Here is a 15,676-nt window from a genome sequence, read left to right as displayed (position 1 = left end):
GATGAAGGCACAGGTGGACGCCGAGTTCGAGCAACTGTCCGAGGAGCCGGCGGCCGGTGGCTTCCCTGTGCCGCCGCTCGACCTGCCGCACTACCACGGGGTGCAGCACAAGGAGATTCCCAGTGGGACTAACTGATTGGCTGAACCCCGTCAAGGGCTTCGGGGTCACCTTCCACACGATGTTCAAGAAGCCCGTCACGACGAACTACCCGGAGGAGAAGAAGCCCACCGCTCCTCGCTTCCACGGGCGTCACCAGCTCAACCGCTGGCCCGACGGGCTGGAGAAGTGCGTCGGGTGTGAGCTGTGCGCCTGGGCGTGCCCGGCCGACGCGATCTACGTCGAGGGCGCGGACAACACCGAGGAGGAGCGCTTCTCGCCGGGTGAGCGTTACGGGCGCACCTACCAGATCAACTATCTGCGGTGCATCCTGTGCGGCCTGTGCATCGAGGCCTGCCCGACCCGCGCGCTGACCATGACGAACGAGTACGAGCTGGCCGACACCAGCCGCGAGAGCCTCATCTACACCAAGGAGATGCTGCTCGCGCCCCTGACCCAGGGCATGGAACAGCCGCCGCACCCGATGCGGCTCGGTGAGACCGAAGAGGACTACTACCGGCTGGGGCGGACCAATGGGTGAGACCATCACTTTCTGGGTGCTCGCCGTCGTCTCCGTCGGCGCCGCACTCGGCATGGTCTTCAACCGCAAGGCCGTGTATTCCGCGCTGATGCTCGGCACCGTGATGCTCTGCCTGGCCGTCCTGTACGCCGTGCAGGACGCGCCCTTCCTGGCCGCGGTGCAGATCATCGTCTACACCGGCGCGATCATGATGCTGTTCCTGTTCGTGCTCATGCTCGTGGGCGTCGACTCCTCCGACTCCTTCGTGGAGACGCTGAAGGGCCAGCGCTTCTGGGCCGTCCTCGCCGGCCTCGGCTTCCTGACGCTGATCGTGCTGGCCGTCGGCAACGCGATCTTCGCCCCGGAGACCGGCCTGGCGGCGGCCACCCAGCAGGGCGGCTACATCCGCTCGATCGCGCTGCTGCTGTTCACCAAGTACGTCTTCGCGTTCGAGGTCACCTCGGCGCTGCTGATCACCGCCGCGCTGGCCGCGATGGTGCTCGCGCACCGCGAGAAGCTCACCGAGAAGCTGACGCAGAAGGACCTGTCCCGCGCCCGCTTCCTCGGCGACCACCCGTCGCCGCTGCCCGGCCCCGGCACCTACGCCAGGAACAACGCCATCGACATGCCGGCGCTGCTCCCGGACGGCTCGGTCGCGGAGTCCTCGGTCAACCGCTACCTCGCCCGCTACGACGTCGAGCACGACCACCTGCCGGAGGACCCCAAGCTCGCCGAGGCCATCCGGCACACGGCCGAGCACGACGAGGCGCCGACCGAGGCCGAGCAGGACGCCGAGAGCAATGAGGTGACCAAGTGACGACGCACTACCTCGTCCTGTCCGGCCTGCTGTTCGCGATCGGCGCGCTGGGCGTGCTGGTCCGGCGCAACGCGATCGTGGTGTTCATGTGCGTGGAGCTCATGCTCAACGCCTGCAACCTCGCGTTCGTGACGTTCGCCCGCCAGGTCGGCAACCTCGAAGGCCAGATCATCGCGTTCTTCGTGATGGTGGTGGCCGCGGCCGAGGTCGTGGTCGGCCTGGCCATCATCGTGACGATCTTCCGAACCCGCAGGTCCGCGTCCGTCGACGACGCCAACCTGCTGAAGTACTAAGAGGTGACTGGTGGAATCTCATATCGCTGAGATCGTCCAGCACACCGGTGGAGTGATCGGCAACTCCTGGCTGATGATCGCCTTCCCGCTCGTCGGGGCGTTCATCCTGCTGGTGTTCAACCGGTTCACCAACCGCTGGGGCCATCTGCTGGGCGTGGCCATGTCCCTCGCCTCGTTCGTCGTGGCGGTGCTGGCGTTCTTCGAGCTGATCGGGTTCGGGCCGGAGGAACGCCGCCGGGCCGTGCACCTGTTCGAGTTCATCCCCGGCATGCCGGGCGAGCCCGCCATGGTGGACATGGGGCTGCTCATCGACCCCCTGTCCATCAGCTTCGCGCTGCTGATCACCGGTGTGGGCTCGCTGATCCACATCTACTCGATCGGCTACATGTCGCACGACGAGCACCGGCGCAGGTTCTTCTCCTACCTGAACCTGTTCGTGGCCGCGATGCTCCTGCTGGTGCTGGCCGACAACTACGTGGGCCTGTTCATCGGCTGGGAGGGCGTGGGCCTGGCCTCCTACCTGCTGATCGGGTTCTGGCAGTTCAAGCCGTCGGCCGCGACCGCGGCGAAGAAGGCGTTCGTCGTCAACCGCGTCGGTGACTTCGGCCTGCTGGTCGGCATGTTCGTCATCTGGACCTCGTTCGGCACCCTGGCCTTCAAGGACCTCGGCGCCGAGGTCAACGGCGTCCAGAACGGCACCACGCTGGCCATCGGCCTGCTGCTGCTCCTCGGGGCCTGCGGCAAGTCGGCGCAGCTCCCGCTGCAGTCCTGGCTGCTCGACGCCATGGAGGGCCCGACCCCGGTCTCGGCCCTCATCCACGCCGCGACCATGGTCACCGCCGGCGTCTACCTGGTGGTCCGCTCCGGCGCGTTCTTCTTCCCCGAGGGCTCGGGCGCGGCGCTGGCCGTCTCGATCGTCGGCGCGGTCACGCTGCTGGCCGGTGCGATCATCGGTTGCGCGAAGGACGACATCAAGAAGGGCCTGGCCGGCTCGACGATGTCGCAGATCGGTTACATGATGCTGGGCGCGGGCCTCGGTCCCGCGGGCTACGCCTTCGCGATCGGCCACCTGATCACGCACGGCTTCTTCAAGGCCAACATGTTCCTCGGCGCCGGTTCGGTCATGCACGGCATGAACGACGAAGTGGACATGAGGAAGTACGGCGCCCTGCGGAAGTTCATGCCGATCACGTTCGTCACGTTCTTCATCGGCTACCTGGCGATCATCGGGTTCCCGCTGCTGTCCGGCTACTTCACCAAGGACGGCATCATCGAGACCGCGGTGCACCACCAGCCGATCCTGGGCTGGCTGGCCGTGCTCGGCGCCGGCATCACCGGCTTCTACATGTCGCGGATGGTCTTCATGACCTTCTTCGGCGAGAAGCGCTGGGCCGACGACGCTCACCCGCACGAGTCGCCGCTGGTGATGACCGTGCCGCTGATGGTCCTCTCGCTCGGCTCGCTGGGCCTGGGCGCGTACCTCGTCCTGAACGGCACGCTGTACCGGTTCCTGAGCCCGGCCGTGGGCGGCGACCCCGCCGCGGCGCCGGAGTTCCACTTCGTCACCACGCCGGGTCTGGCCACGCTGGCGCTCGTCGCGGTCGGCGCGGCCTTCGCCTGGATGCGCTACGGCAGGGCCGAGGTTCCCGCGGTGCAGCCGCGCGGCTCGTTCCTCACCACGTTCGCCCGGCGCGACCTGTACGGTGACGCGCTCAACGAGTCGCTCTTCATGCGTCCCGGCCAGTGGCTGACCCGTCTCGCGGTCTTCTTCGACAACCGCGGCATCGACGGGATCGTCAACGGCCTGGCGGCGGGCATCGGCGGCAGCTCCGGGCGCCTTCGGCGGATCCAGACGGGCTTCGCCAGAACGTACGCGCTGTCCATCTTCATCGGTGCCGCCCTGCTGACCGGCGCCCTGCTCCTCGTTGGGAACATCTGATGTCACCCTGGCTTCCGATACTCATGGCGGTGCCCGTGGTGGGCGCCATCGTGGTGGCCCTGCTTCCCAAGGGCAGTGACAAGCTGGCCAAGCAGGTCACGCTGCTGGTCTCCCTGCTGACGCTGGTCCTGACGGGCGTCATGGCCGCCGGGTTCAAGCCGAACGGCGACCGCTTCCAGTTCGTCGCCGAGTACAACTGGATCCCGAGCTTCGGCGTGAAGTTCGGGGTCGGCGTCGACGGCGTCGCCCTGGTGCTCATCGCGCTGTCGGTGGTGCTGGTGCCGATCGTGGTGCTGGCCTCCTGGCACGACGCCGACGGCGTCAAGACCGCCGACGGCACGCTGATCACGCCCAAGCGGTCGGTCAAGACCTACTTCTCGCTGCTGCTCGTCCTCGAGACGATGATGATCGGCGTCTTCGCGGCGACCGACATCTTCCTGTTCTACGTCTTCTTCGAAGCCATGCTGATCCCGATGTACTTCATGATCGGGTCGTACGGCGGCGCCCAGCGGTCCTACGCGGCCGTGAAGTTCCTGCTGTACTCGCTGTTCGGCGGCATGCTCATGCTGGTCGCCGTCATCGGGCTGTACTTCGTCGCGGGCAAGCAGACCTTCATGTTCCCCGAGCTCGTCGGGGCCATCCAGGACCCGGTGACGCAGAAGTGGCTGTTCGCCGGCTTCTTCATCGCCTTCGCCATCAAGGCGCCGCTGTGGCCGGTGCACACCTGGCTGCCCGACGCGGCCGCCCAGGCCCCGGCCGGCGCCGCGGTGCTGCTGGTCGGCGTGCTGGACAAGGTCGGCACGTTCGGCATGCTGCGCTTCTGCCTGGAGCTGTTCCCCGACGCCGCCAAGGCGTTCACGATGCCGATCGTCGTCCTGTCGGTCATCAGCATCATCTACGGCGCCATCGTGGCCATCGGCCAGACCGACATGAAGCGGCTCATCGCCTACACGTCGATCTCGCACTTCGGCTTCATCGTGCTGGGCGTGTTCGCGATGTCCGGCGTCGCCCAGTCCGGCGCGGCGCTCTACATGGTCAACCACGGCTTCGCCACCGGCGCGCTGTTCCTGGCGGCGGGCTTCCTCATCGCCAGGCGCGGCTCGCCCTTCATCGCCGACTACGGCGGCGTGCAGAAGGTGGCGCCGCTGCTGGCGGGCTTCTTCCTGGTCGCCGGCCTGGCCGGGCTCTCGCTGCCGGGCCTGTCGTCCTTCGTCAGCGAGTTCATGGTCATGATCGGCACGTACTCCAGCGCCGCCCACGGCTCGGGCGCGCTGACGGTGGCGGCGATCATCTCCGCGGTGGCCGTCATCCTCGCGGCCGTCTACATCCTGTGGATGATCCAGCGCACCATGAACGGCCCCACGGCCGAGCCGGTCAAGGCCTTCAAGGACCTGAACGCCCGCGAGGTGTGGGTGCTGGCTCCGCTGGTCGCGCTGATCATCGGGTTCGGCTTCTACCCCAAGCCGCTGCTGGACGTGATCAACCCGTCAGTGCAACAGACGCTGACCAACGTGGACGTACCCACCTCCACCATCGCTGAGAAGGGGACAGGTCAGTGAACCCCGCCATCGAAGCGCCGACGATCGAGTACGGCACGCTGGCGCCGCTGCTGGTCATCTTCGGCGCTGCCTGCATCGGCGTGCTCGTCGAGGCGTTCGCGCCGCGCTACCTGCGCAAGTCCATCCAGGTGCCGCTCACCCTGCTGAGCCTGGCCGGCGCGTTCGCGCTGGTCCTGGTGCAGGTGCTGCGCGGCCAGGTGTCCACCACGGCCTCCGCCATGGGCGCCATCGCGGTGGACGGGCCCTCGCTGTTCATCTGGGGCGTCATCCTCATCCTGTCGTTCGTCTGCGTGCTGCTGATCAACGACGAGGGGCACTTCGTGGCCTCCGCCGCGTCCGTGCCGGGCAGCGCCGACGAGGAGGAGGCCGAGCGGCACGACAACGGCACCGGCCACACCGAGGTCTACCCGCTGGTCCTGTTCGCCGTGGGCGGCATGCTGCTGTTCCCGGCCGCGCACGACCTGCTGATGATGTTCGTGGCCCTTGAGGTCATGTCGCTGCCCCTGTACCTGCTGTGCGGCCTGGCCCGCAGGCGCCGCCTCCTGTCGCAGGAGGCGTCCATGAAGTACTTCCTGCTGGGCGCCTTCTCCTCGGCGTTCTTCCTGTACGGCACCGCGATGGTCTACGGCTTCGCGGGCACCGTCTCGCTGCCGGGCATCAACCAGGCCATGGCGGCCGGCAACACGCTCGACCCGCTGCTGCTGATCGGCTTCGCGCTGCTCGGCGTGGGCCTGCTGTTCAAGATCGGCGCGGCGCCGTTCCAGGCGTGGAAGCCGGACGTCTACCAGGGCGCCCCGACGCCCATCACCGCCCTCATGGCCTCCGGCACGCTGGTCGCGGCCGTCGGGGCCGTGCTGCGCGTGTTCTGGGTCGGCCTGGGCAACCTCGACTGGGAGTGGCGGCCGGTCATCTGGGGCGTCGCCGCCCTGACGATGATCGTCGGCTCGATCCTGGCGATCACGCAGACCGAGATCAAGCGCATGCTCGCGTACTCGTCCATCGCGCACACCGGCTTCCTGCTGGTCGGCGTGATGGCCACGTACGGCAGCGCCCAGCAGAACGCCGAGTCGCTCAAGGCGATCCTGTTCTATCTGGCGATCTACGGCATCGCCACGGTCGGCGCGTTCGCCGTGCTGACGCTGGTGCGCGACCCGGGCGGCGAGGCGGGGCACCTGTCGCGCTGGGCCGGCCTCGGCAAGCGCGCGCCGGTGCTGTCCGGGGTGTTCGCCTTCTTCCTGCTGGCCTTCGCCGGCATCCCGCTGACCAGCGGCTTCATGGGCAAGTACGCCATCTTCTCCGCCGCGCTGAACAGCGGCACCCAGCCCGGCGACTCCATCGGCGGCTGGATGGCCGGCCTGGTCGTCGTGGGCGTGGTCGCCTCCGCGGTCGCCGCGTTCTTCTACGTCCGCGTGATCGTGCTGATGTTCTTCAGCGAGCCGGCGGCCGACGGCCCGGCGATCGCGGCCCCCAGTATGGGGACCGTGGCCGTCATCGCCGTGTCCCTGCTGGTTACGGTAGGAGTCGGGCTCTACCCGGAGTCCGTGCTCGGTGTTGCCAACGACGCTGCAAGCAGCCTGTTCATTAGATAAGGGGATCCCGTATGTCTGCGCCTCCCGTGGTTGACCTTCCCATTGCGGACGAGCGGTTGGCGCAGGATGTGGCCAACGGACTGGCCGCCGTCGAGAAACTCCTGCGTTCGTCCGTGGAGAGCGAGGACGCCTTCGTCACCGAGGCGTCCAAGCACCTCATCGAGGCGGGCGGCAAGCGGTTCCGCACGCTGATGGTGCTGCTGGCCGCGCAGTTCGGCGACCCGTCGGCGCCGGGCGTGGTGCCCGGCGCCGTGGTCATCGAGCTGACCCACCTCGGCTCGCTCTACCACGACGACGTCATGGACGAGGCCGCGGTGCGCCGCGGCTCCCCGTCCGCCAACGCCCGGTGGGACAACACCGTGGCGATCCTCACCGGCGACTACCTGTTCGCCCAGGCCTCGGACCTGCTGGCCGACCTCGGCCCCGAGCTGATCCGCATCCAGGCCCAGACGTTCTCCCGCCTCGTCCAGGGGCAGATCCGCGAGACCATCGGCCCGCGCGACGGCGAGGACCCGATCGCCCACTACCTCAGCGTGCTGGCCGACAAGACGGGCTCGCTCATCGCCGCCTCCGGCCGCTTCGGCGCGCTGCTGTCCGGCTCTCCCGCGGACGTGGAGGAGCGGCTGAGCAGGGCGTGCGAGGCGATCGGGGTGGCCTGGCAGCTCGGCGACGACCTGCTGGACGTGGCCTCCAGCGGCGCCCAGTCGGGCAAGACGCCCGGCACCGACCTGCGCGAGGGCATCAAGACCCTGCCCGTCCTGTACGCGCTGGCCGCCGGCGACTCCCCGCGCCTGACGGCCCTGCTGTCCGGCCCGGTGGCCGAGGAGGACCTCGACGAGGCGCTCACGCTGCTGCGCGCCCACCCCGGGATGGAGCGGGCGCGCAAGGAGCTGGAGGCGTGGGTCGACCGCGCCCGGGCCGACATCTCGGGCCTGCCCGACATCCCGGCCAAGGACGCGTTCCTGTCGCTGTGCGACTACGTGGTCGAGCGCTCCGGCTGAAGCATCGCGGCTTTGCGGGCGGTACGCGTCATGCGTGCCGCCCGCAGGCTGTCGTACGTGAAGACGGCCAGCGCCAGCCACACGATCGAGAACCCGATCCACCGGCTGGACGGCATGACCTCCTTGGCGATCAGCACCCCGCACGCGAACTGCAGGACCGGCGCGATGTACTGCAGCAGCCCGATCGTGCTCAGCGGCACGCTGATGGCCGCCGCGCCGAAGCAGAGCAGCGGCACGGCCGTGATGAGCCCGGCCCCCACCAGCAGCAGCGCGTGCCCCGGCCCCTGCTCCCCGAACGTGCCCTGCCCCGCCACCTGGAGGAAGCCCAGGTAGCCGAGGGCGGGCAGGAGCAGCACCAGCGTCTCGACGGCCAGGCTCTCGGTGGCCGCCACGTTGGCCTTCTTCTTGACCAGCCCGTAGACGCCGAAGCTGACGGCCAGCGTGAGCGCGACCCAGGGCAGGCGCCCGTAGTCGAACGTCAGCACCAGCACCGCCAGCGCTCCGAACCCGACCGCGGCCCACTGCAGCGGGCGCAGCCGCTCACGCAGCAGCAGCACCCCGAACAGCACGTTGACCAGCGGGTTGATGAAGTAGCCGAGGGCGCTCTCCACGACGTGGCCGCTGTTGACGGCGTAGATGTAGGTGCCCCAGTTGACGGTCACGAGGATGGCGGCCAGGGTCAGCAGGGCGAGTTTGCGCGGCTGCCGGACGATCTCCTTGATCCAGGACCAGTGTTTGCGCAGGGCCAGCACGGCGACGACGACCACCAGCGACCACACCATGCGGTGGGCGAGGATCTCGACGGCTCCCGAGGGCTTCAGCAGGGGCCAGTAGAGGGGGAAGAGCCCCCACATGGTGTAGGCGGCGATCCCGAAGAACACGCCACGCCGCAGGTCAGGCATGTAGCCCATGGTCGGACATTACGACGCTTAAATGCAAATTTCATTGTCTAAGTGGAAATGTGTAGCCGTCCTAAAGTGTTGAGCGGTGTGTAGGCTGGATCTGACCTATGGAGGTAGCGCTATGGGCTGGCTGTTCGGCGGCAACAAGACATCGATGGTCCGACCCGAGGACGCCCTCCCGGGCCGCGCGGACACCACGCCCGTCCCGGCCCGCCACGCCGTCCTGGACGCCCCGCTGGCGCCTCCCTACCCGGAGGGCCTGGAGGTGGCCGACTTCGGCCTCGGCTGCTTCTGGGGCGCCGAGCGCACGTTCTGGCAGACCCCGGGCGTCATCACCACGGCCGTCGGCTACCAGGGCGGCTACACCGCCAACCCGACGTACGAAGAGGTCTGCAGCGGCCTCACGGGCCACGCCGAGGTCGTCCGGGTCGTCTTCGACCCGAAGCAGGTCTCCTACGACGGCCTCCTGCGTGTCTTCTGGGAGGCCCACGACCCCACGCAGGGCATGCGCCAGGGCAACGACGTCGGCACGCAGTACCGGTCCGCGATCTACTACCACTCGCCGGAGCAGCAGCGGTCGGCGGAGGCGTCGCGGGAGGCGTACCAGCGGGTGCTCAAGGAGGCGGGCTACGGCGACATCACCACGGAGCTCGCCCCCGCCGGCCCGTTCTACTACGCCGAGGACTATCACCAGCAGTACCTTCACCGCAACAAAAACGGCTACTGCGGGATCGGGGGGACTGGCGTGGCCTGCCCGGTCGGCCTGACCTCCGGCGAGGCGTAGACCTGCGGAGATAGTCAGATCCTGGCCCTTGATCGCCCGGCCGTTCCGGTGTCGATCACGGGCCAGAGCTGTCTTCGGCGACAACCTTCACTACAAAGTCAAGGGCAGCCCGCCTGCGGCGGCCTGCCGCGCGTCGGGCGGTCGCTGGCCGCGCTGCGGCCTGGGGGCCGGTCGCGGCCAGCACCGCCCACGCTCGCCTGTCGCGGCCGAACGGTCACTTATTGTGTTCTTGGCGCCACAGATAGGGGCGCTTGACGGCCGATGGGTGTGGGCGGGGATCAACCCTCATGGGGCGGAGCCTCGAAGATGTCTGAGGCTTGATTGCTGGCCCTAGGCGTATTCATTGCGTAGGAGGTCAGACGTCGTGATCAACTGCCTCTGCTTCAAATCACGAGTAGCGAACTCATGGAGTTTGAGGACCACTGTCTACGCAGAGACTGCGAAGGTAAATAGCATGCATCGTCGTCCGTAGTATGGGATACTGCAGTGTCCAGCTTGTCTGTATTGTGAGGTAGTTGCGTTCGTCTTGATAGGCGCTCGCACAGTGGGGAGGGTTCGATTGGATCGCCAAGCGGAAGCATTGCGCGTTGCCGAACAATTGCTTGATGACATTGAGACGAAACGTCTCAAGGCATCCGAGATCATCTTGAAGTCGAGTCGACTCGCTCGCTTGTCAGGGCATGATGAGCTGCATGAGCTTCTAGAATTCGAGAGAGATGGCTATCCGAACGATGGCAGGGCTAAGAATTGGATCGACAGGGTTGGCCGTCGGAGTAGCTCGGACGACGGGAAATTCTATAGTGCTCCCCTCGTAAAGATTGAATCCTCGGTTGAGGCAACTCGGTCCGCCTTGACGGCTATGCAGGGCGGTGGTAACTACTCGGGTGAGTGGGCGTCTATCGCTGGCCGAGAACATGATCAGAAGATCGCCGCACAAGCTACAGCGCTAGCGACAATGACAGCTATTTGTGGCCAGGTCGTCTCCGTCGTCTATGGGATGGTGGTGGAGATCTATCACGAATTGCTCTTCAGCCAGTTGCAAGCCTCCCTCTTCTCCTCTGTGCAAACAAGAGTGGATGGGTCGCTTGCTGCTGCTGGAGGGAACTCGCTCAGCAAAATCGAGAAGATATCGGATCGGCTACGTGATGGAGATCCTGAATCGGTGAGCCAGGGACTGACCACTTGTCGGCGACTCATTGATTCGGCTGCAGATAATCTTTTTCCTCCGAGGGAGAGTCCTTTTGACATCGGCGGTCAGGAGATTGCTGTAGGAAGTTCGAATGTTCTGAACCGGCTGCAGGCCTTCGTGTTTGAGGCGGGAGCATCCCAAAGTCGACGCGATCGAATTCGACGAGCGTTGAAAGATTTGTACGGAAGATGCTCGGCGGGAACGCATGCTGAAGTTGATGTTGAGGAAGCAAGGTTCGTTTTCCTTCAAACCTATGTAATTCTGGGCGAGATAATGTCTCTGAAGGATTCTCGCTCAGAGCAGTCCCCGGGCTAGCTCTGGGATCGGTTAATATCTCCCATGAATGTTGACGTCATGCCCTAATGGCTCCGCAACGCCGCAGCCATTAGGGCTGGCGCCCGGTCGGTCGCTATGTAATTACTCGTCGGAAGACGGCAAATATCCTGCCGCCCCGCTTCCGGTGCTCGGGCCTGGAGGCCCTGCGCTCCGGGTCGGGTTGCCATCGAATTATCCGCCTACCGCTGGTTGCCGTGACTTCTGGTGCCTGATCTCGGCGTGTAGATTCCCGGCCAGCTCCTCCAAGGTCTCTCCGCAACGTACGTTGGAGAGTCCGCTGATCTTGGGCATGAAGTTGATCCGCATGGCGACCCAGCCTCCGGACATGTCGGTGATCTGCCAGCCCGGGAATCTGTTGAGCACTTGCTGCACGGTCAGAGACACGGCTGTGCTCCGGCGATCAACGACGAGAGCGGATGCGACATGCGTAGTTCCGTGTAGCGAAGGGCGACTCGGTGGGCGGCGCGGGTCGGCTGGGTGAAGGGGTGACCTGCGTAGATCGCTCGGTGTCTGTGTGGGTTCCAGCCAGTGCGCCACCAGTACATCCCGTCCTCGCACCACACGATCAGACCGACCCAGACCGAGACCATGGGCGTGCCGTAGTCGTGATGGACGTCGGAGGTGATTCCCGTCTGCGCAAGAGCGGCGGCCAGCCGTTGTGCGGCGGCCAGCGATTGAGCTGGTTGTGTGTTCATGTACTGAGCGTTGCTGTCATGAAACCGCAGGTGAACGGCCTAGTGCTGCTGGTGGTACGGGTATTCCCGTCACGAATATCGGTACGGCCGAGTCGGCGGCTTAACCTAGCGTTGTGACCCAGATACCGCCGCAGTTCTGGTCCGGGCCAGTCGTGGCCGCCGCTCTCGCCGAGTGCGATCTACCGACCATCCTCGAAGAGGTGCGGCGGGTGCACGGTTGGACGCAGGGTCAGCTCGCTGAGGCGGTCGGCTACTCCCAGAGTTGGGTGTCCAAGGTGTTGCGTGGGCGTCAACCGCTCACTGTGGACCAGGTTCGGGAGATATCCATCCAGATCGGGGTGCCGCTTCACTTGCTCCGATTCGGAGCCCGAGGGGATGACGATCCGACGAAGCGCAGAGATTTCGGCAAGGCCGTGGCGTTGACCGCGCTGGCGGGAGTGGCCCTGCCCAAGCGTCCCGATGTGGACGAGACGACGGCTGCCACGCTGACCAGCATCACCGGCGCCCAGCGTCGGTTGGAGGCCGTCACGCCTGCGCGGGAACTCGCGAGGCCGGCTGTGGCGCAGGTCGATCTCGCGAGCCGGGTTCTCGGCCGCGCGTCGCGGTCTCTGCATGCTGATGAGATCCGGGCCGGTCTGAGCGAGGCGGCAGGCTTCGCGGCCTGGGTACATGCCGACATGCAGGACACCGGTTCGGCGCGCCTCTACTATCGACGCGCCGTCGACAGTGCACGACAGGCCAATCATGCGCTGCTGGCGGCGTACATGATCGGCAGTCTGGCCGCGTTCGAGATTGACGCCGACGATCCGCCGATCGGACTGAATCTCTTGGCGTGGGCGCGGCGGGAGATCGGGGAGCGGCCTCCGGCCATCGCCCGCGCGTGGCTGTCGAGCCTCGAAGCGCTCGGACATGCGACCGCGCGAGACGAAGCGGCAGCGCTTCAGGCGTTGAATGCGGCTGAGGCGGCGGCACGGGCTGGTGAACGGGCCGCTGCGCCGCCTTGGCCATGGGTGTTCCCGTTCGATCACGCCAAGCTGGCGGGGTATCGGGCTCTGGTGATGGTGCGGCTCAAGCGGCCTGCCGAAGCCGTTGCCGCGTTCAACGAGTCCCTTTCGTCGGCCCAGCCCGGTGCTAAGCAGCGGGGTGTGCTCATGACGGAGGTGGCGACGGCTCAGGCCATGTCGGGGCGCTATGACGAGGCGCTGTATCTGGCGTCCAATGCGCTTACGGTGGCGACGACGTACGGCTCCGAGCGCGTCCTGCACCGGGTCAAGAACTTCCGGCGATCGTATGCCGGGCCGTCGTCCAGCGCTTTGCGCTCGTTCGACGAGCGTCTTCACGCCACTCTGATCTAGGGGGATCATGGTTCGCATTGCTGTGTCCGGCCATCGGGGCTTGCCTGAGGAGACTGTCGTACTGGTCGACGGGGCGGTACGTGAGGCGCTTGCTGAGTACGGTCCTGGAGTCGCCGGGTTGTCCTGTCTGGCGGACGGAGCTGATCAGATCTTCGCTCGTGCGGTACTCGATCTCGGTGGCGTGCTGGAGGCCGTGATCCCGGCCAAGGAGTATCGGGACGGGCTGCCGGGCGAGTGTCATGCTGCTTACGACGAGTTGCTGGGCCGGGCGGTCCGAACTCACAGGCTGGACTTTGCGGAGTCCACCGCGGAGTCGCACATGACTGCCAGCGCGCGGATGCTGGACGACGCCGATGTGTTGTTCGCCGTCTGGGACGGGCAGCCGGCCCGAGGCTTTGGCGGAACTGCTGACGTAGTGGCCGAGGCGCGACGGCGGGAGGTGCCCGTACGGGTGATCTGGCCCGATGGAGCCCAGCGAGATTAGGAGCCTCTAGACGCTAGGTGCCTGGTCAGGCGGCTAATGGGGCTCTAGGTGTGCCTCTAGACCTAGAGGTGATCTCTCTAGGTCTAGAGGCACAGGGTTCTATCGGTTCTCGCCTGCTTGCTGTCGTGCGATCTTGCGAGCGGTGGCGATCCGTTGGCGAGCTACCTCGGCCCAGAAGGCCTCTCCGTGGCGGTGGCCACTTCCGGCATAGTGCCATTCGCCTACCGTCACGGTCTTCTCCGGATCGGGAGGCGGAGTGCCCGTGATCAGCCGGGCTTGCTCGGCGCGGAAGTCGGCGCGGGCCTGTCTTAGGTCTCCGAGTCTGATCGAGTAGTGGCGGGACTTGGTAGAGAAGTGTCCCCGGTAGCCGAGCATGTGCGCCCACTGTCGCAGGAGTAGCGTTCGGTAGGGCTGGAGTTCGGCAAGGCTGAAACAGGTGTAGATCATGCGGCGAGCGTGCTCTGTGACCTTCAGTCCGGCGACCTCCCCGGCATGTCGGATCGGACGGTCAACGGTGCCTGCCGACTCGGCTCCCTTGGTGGCGTACTTGGCCACGTACGCGGCGACTCGCTGATCGCTCAGCTCGCCCAACTCGGCTGAGACGTAGACCGGTCGTACATCGAGCTGATCGCCCCATCGGACGGGCGAGGGCGGTCCGTCCTCTATCCGGACCGCGACCTGACCGGCGGTCCGGCGAATGGCCCGGTCGAGCAGATCGATCGTGATGTGGTCCGGTGGGCGGTCGGATGGGCCGTCCGGTCCGTCGAGTCTGACCACGGCGTGGAAGTGGACCAGACCGCGCGCCTGGTACTCGGCGACCTTGGCGTAGGAAAGACGAACCGTCCGGCGCAGTTCCTTGCGGGTCACGCCGAGCAGATGGGCCAGGACGCTCGGCAGGGTCTTGGTGAACTCCCGCCAGAGTGCGCCCGCGTGAGCGTTCCAGAGAACCGCCCCGATGTAGTCGTAACAGTCCACGCACAGGGGTTGCCCGACCTGGGCGTCATTGCGGTCATGGCGGAGGCCGCACCCCTTTGGCCGGCCATGCTCGCAGACGGGACGATCCCGGCGTGGACGGCATGGGAGCGTCCGGCCGGATTGCTCGCGGTGGGCGTGGACGGCACCGAAGGAGGGGGCGGTGAAGGTGACGAACGCGCGGGGATGCTGGCTGACCTCTTCCGGGACGCCCTTGCCGCCACGCAGGCCAGTGATGATCAGGTGGTAGGTGTCGTCCTTGTAGACCGCCGAGCAGGCCGGGCATCTGGACGCGCGCCGGTTGCCGCATGCTGTGAGCAGGAAGCCGGTCGGCTCGGCGGCGGTCCGGTACATGTCGAGGACTTCACCCGTCCGGCTGTCCAGCGTGTACCTCTCGCCGTGCAGCCGGACCGGTTGGGCGCAGCCGCCCGTGGCGTCGACCATCTGTTGCCAGCGGGCGAAGTCGGGCATGGCCGCTCGCTGCATCACGGCCAGCATCTCGGGTGACAGGTGACGAACCTCGCTCATGCGGCGTCCTTCCCGGAGGAGCCATCGGGCGGGGTCTGCCGGGCGACGCATACGCCGAGCACGGTGGCGATGCGCTGCCACTTCTCTTCTGACCAGCGAGGGGATCGTGCGGCTTGCTGCTTGCCCCACTCCTGGGCAGACAGCTCGTTCGGTTGGGTCAGGTGGCCTCCTCGGCTCGTGGGCGGGAGCCACCGCCGTACCTGACGAGCACGACCAGACGCCAGCGCCAAGGCAGCCTGAAGACAGCGGTTGGCGGTGGTAGTAGCAGCAGCGAGAGAAAGGAATGGAGTGCGGCGAGAAGGTGGATGGCGCGCTCTGTTTTGGACACCTGCCGTCGGGCCGGGAAATCCGACGGGTCATCGGTGGTCGTGGGTGTGCTTGCCCGGAATTGTCTATGCGCCTTGAGGTGATTCGCCGAGATGTTCGCTGCGGTCGTGCTGTAGAGGGACGGTGGCTCTTGGTGTGAGTACGTTGTACCACTTGGAGAACGTGTTTATGCAGGTCGGAGTTCCGGCGGCGGGTCACGTCCACGGACGTGGTGTATGAATCGGTCTTCGAGTGATCCTGTTTCTGCAGGTTAAGCGGTAAGTGTCTGCGGGAGTGGGTTCGGGGTCGG

At 66.4% G+C, this 15,676-nt stretch carries 14 protein-coding genes; 11 read left to right on the top strand and 3 right to left on the bottom strand.

Annotation, left to right across the window (positions count from 1 at the left end; genetic code table 11):
• Nucleotides 1-122 precede the first annotated feature (122 nt).
• The 7 genes from nuoI to IO39_RS55470 all read left to right on the top strand — a co-directional run bounded on the left by nuoI (nucleotide 123) and on the right by IO39_RS55470 (nucleotide 7,815).
• A complete protein-coding gene (gene nuoI, locus IO39_RS41830; protein ID WP_026214246.1) occupies nucleotides 123-638 on the top strand; it encodes an NADH-quinone oxidoreductase subunit NuoI in 516 nt (171 codons plus the stop codon).
• Nucleotides 631-1,434, top strand: a complete 804-nt coding sequence (locus tag IO39_RS41825; protein WP_043636661.1) for an NADH-quinone oxidoreductase subunit J — start codon at nucleotides 631-633, stop codon at nucleotides 1,432-1,434. Before nuoI ends, IO39_RS41825 begins: the two co-directional genes overlap by 8 nt.
• On the top strand, nucleotides 1,431-1,727 hold the full coding sequence (nuoK, locus tag IO39_RS41820) for an NADH-quinone oxidoreductase subunit NuoK (RefSeq protein ID WP_043636658.1): 297 nt from the start codon (nucleotides 1,431-1,433) through the stop codon (nucleotides 1,725-1,727). The genes IO39_RS41825 and nuoK overlap by 4 nt, the downstream gene beginning before the upstream one ends.
• Nucleotides 1,728-1,800: 73 nt before the next feature.
• Nucleotides 1,801-3,666: an NADH-quinone oxidoreductase subunit L gene (nuoL, locus tag IO39_RS41815; protein WP_245642578.1), complete on the top strand. Its 1,866-nt coding sequence runs from the start codon at nucleotides 1,801-1,803 to the stop codon at nucleotides 3,664-3,666.
• The gene (locus IO39_RS41810) at nucleotides 3,666-5,225 is read left to right on the top strand and encodes an NADH-quinone oxidoreductase subunit M (protein WP_043636646.1); all 1,560 of its coding nucleotides are present in this window, start codon (nucleotides 3,666-3,668) and stop codon (nucleotides 5,223-5,225) included. Before nuoL ends, IO39_RS41810 begins: the two co-directional genes overlap by 1 nt.
• Complete coding sequence (gene nuoN / locus IO39_RS41805) at nucleotides 5,222-6,814, top strand: NADH-quinone oxidoreductase subunit NuoN (protein WP_043636642.1); 1,593 nt, start codon at nucleotides 5,222-5,224, stop codon at nucleotides 6,812-6,814. The genes IO39_RS41810 and nuoN overlap by 4 nt, the downstream gene beginning before the upstream one ends.
• Nucleotides 6,815-6,825: 11 nt before the next feature.
• On the top strand, nucleotides 6,826-7,815 hold the full coding sequence (locus IO39_RS55470) for a polyprenyl synthetase family protein (RefSeq protein WP_043636639.1): 990 nt from the start codon (nucleotides 6,826-6,828) through the stop codon (nucleotides 7,813-7,815).
• Here the strand turns inward: IO39_RS55470 and rarD are convergent.
• Nucleotides 7,791-8,726 (bottom strand): EamA family transporter RarD, encoded by a 936-nt coding sequence (rarD, locus tag IO39_RS41795; RefSeq protein WP_043636636.1) that lies wholly within the window; start codon nucleotides 8,724-8,726, stop codon nucleotides 7,791-7,793. The two genes, IO39_RS55470 and rarD, sit on opposite strands and share 25 nt — an antisense overlap.
• 112 nt (nucleotides 8,727-8,838) lie before the next feature.
• On the opposite strand from rarD, the gene msrA reads away from it, so the two are divergent.
• Both msrA and IO39_RS53620 read left to right on the top strand, forming a co-directional pair.
• Nucleotides 8,839-9,501 (top strand): peptide-methionine (S)-S-oxide reductase MsrA, encoded by a 663-nt coding sequence (msrA, locus tag IO39_RS41790; protein WP_043636634.1) that lies wholly within the window; start codon nucleotides 8,839-8,841, stop codon nucleotides 9,499-9,501.
• A 559-nt stretch (nucleotides 9,502-10,060) separates the two neighbouring features.
• A complete protein-coding gene (locus IO39_RS53620; protein WP_084774465.1) occupies nucleotides 10,061-11,005 on the top strand; it encodes an AbiTii domain-containing protein in 945 nt (314 codons plus the stop codon).
• Nucleotides 11,006-11,400: 395 nt separating this feature from the next.
• Here the strand turns inward: IO39_RS53620 and IO39_RS55465 are convergent, their stop codons facing one another.
• The gene (locus IO39_RS55465; RefSeq protein WP_157549689.1) at nucleotides 11,401-11,721 is read right to left on the bottom strand and encodes a hypothetical protein; all 321 of its coding nucleotides are present in this window, start codon (nucleotides 11,719-11,721) and stop codon (nucleotides 11,401-11,403) included.
• Nucleotides 11,722-11,834: 113 nt separating this feature from the next.
• On the opposite strand from IO39_RS55465, the gene IO39_RS41780 reads away from it, so the two are divergent.
• Together IO39_RS41780 and IO39_RS41775 are read left to right on the top strand one after the other, a co-directional pair.
• Complete coding sequence (locus IO39_RS41780) at nucleotides 11,835-13,076, top strand: helix-turn-helix domain-containing protein (RefSeq protein WP_052424089.1); 1,242 nt, start codon at nucleotides 11,835-11,837, stop codon at nucleotides 13,074-13,076.
• Nucleotides 13,077-13,116: 40 nt separating this feature from the next.
• Nucleotides 13,117-13,560 (top strand): hypothetical protein, encoded by a 444-nt coding sequence (locus tag IO39_RS41775; protein ID WP_342671478.1) that lies wholly within the window; start codon nucleotides 13,117-13,119, stop codon nucleotides 13,558-13,560.
• 99 nt (nucleotides 13,561-13,659) lie between these two features.
• Here IO39_RS41775 and IO39_RS41770 read toward each other — a convergent pair whose 3' ends face one another.
• Nucleotides 13,660-15,060 (bottom strand): replication initiator, encoded by a 1,401-nt coding sequence (locus IO39_RS41770; RefSeq protein WP_063765451.1) that lies wholly within the window; start codon nucleotides 15,058-15,060, stop codon nucleotides 13,660-13,662.
• Between the last annotated feature and the right edge of the window lie 616 nt (nucleotides 15,061-15,676).

The sequence above is a fragment of the Nonomuraea candida genome (genome assembly GCF_000725485.1).
In the GTDB taxonomy this organism is placed as follows: domain Bacteria; phylum Actinomycetota; class Actinomycetes; order Streptosporangiales; family Streptosporangiaceae; genus Nonomuraea; species Nonomuraea candida.
Note: the sequence above shows the minus strand (reverse complement) of the source record. Positions and strands in the feature narration are given on the sequence as shown.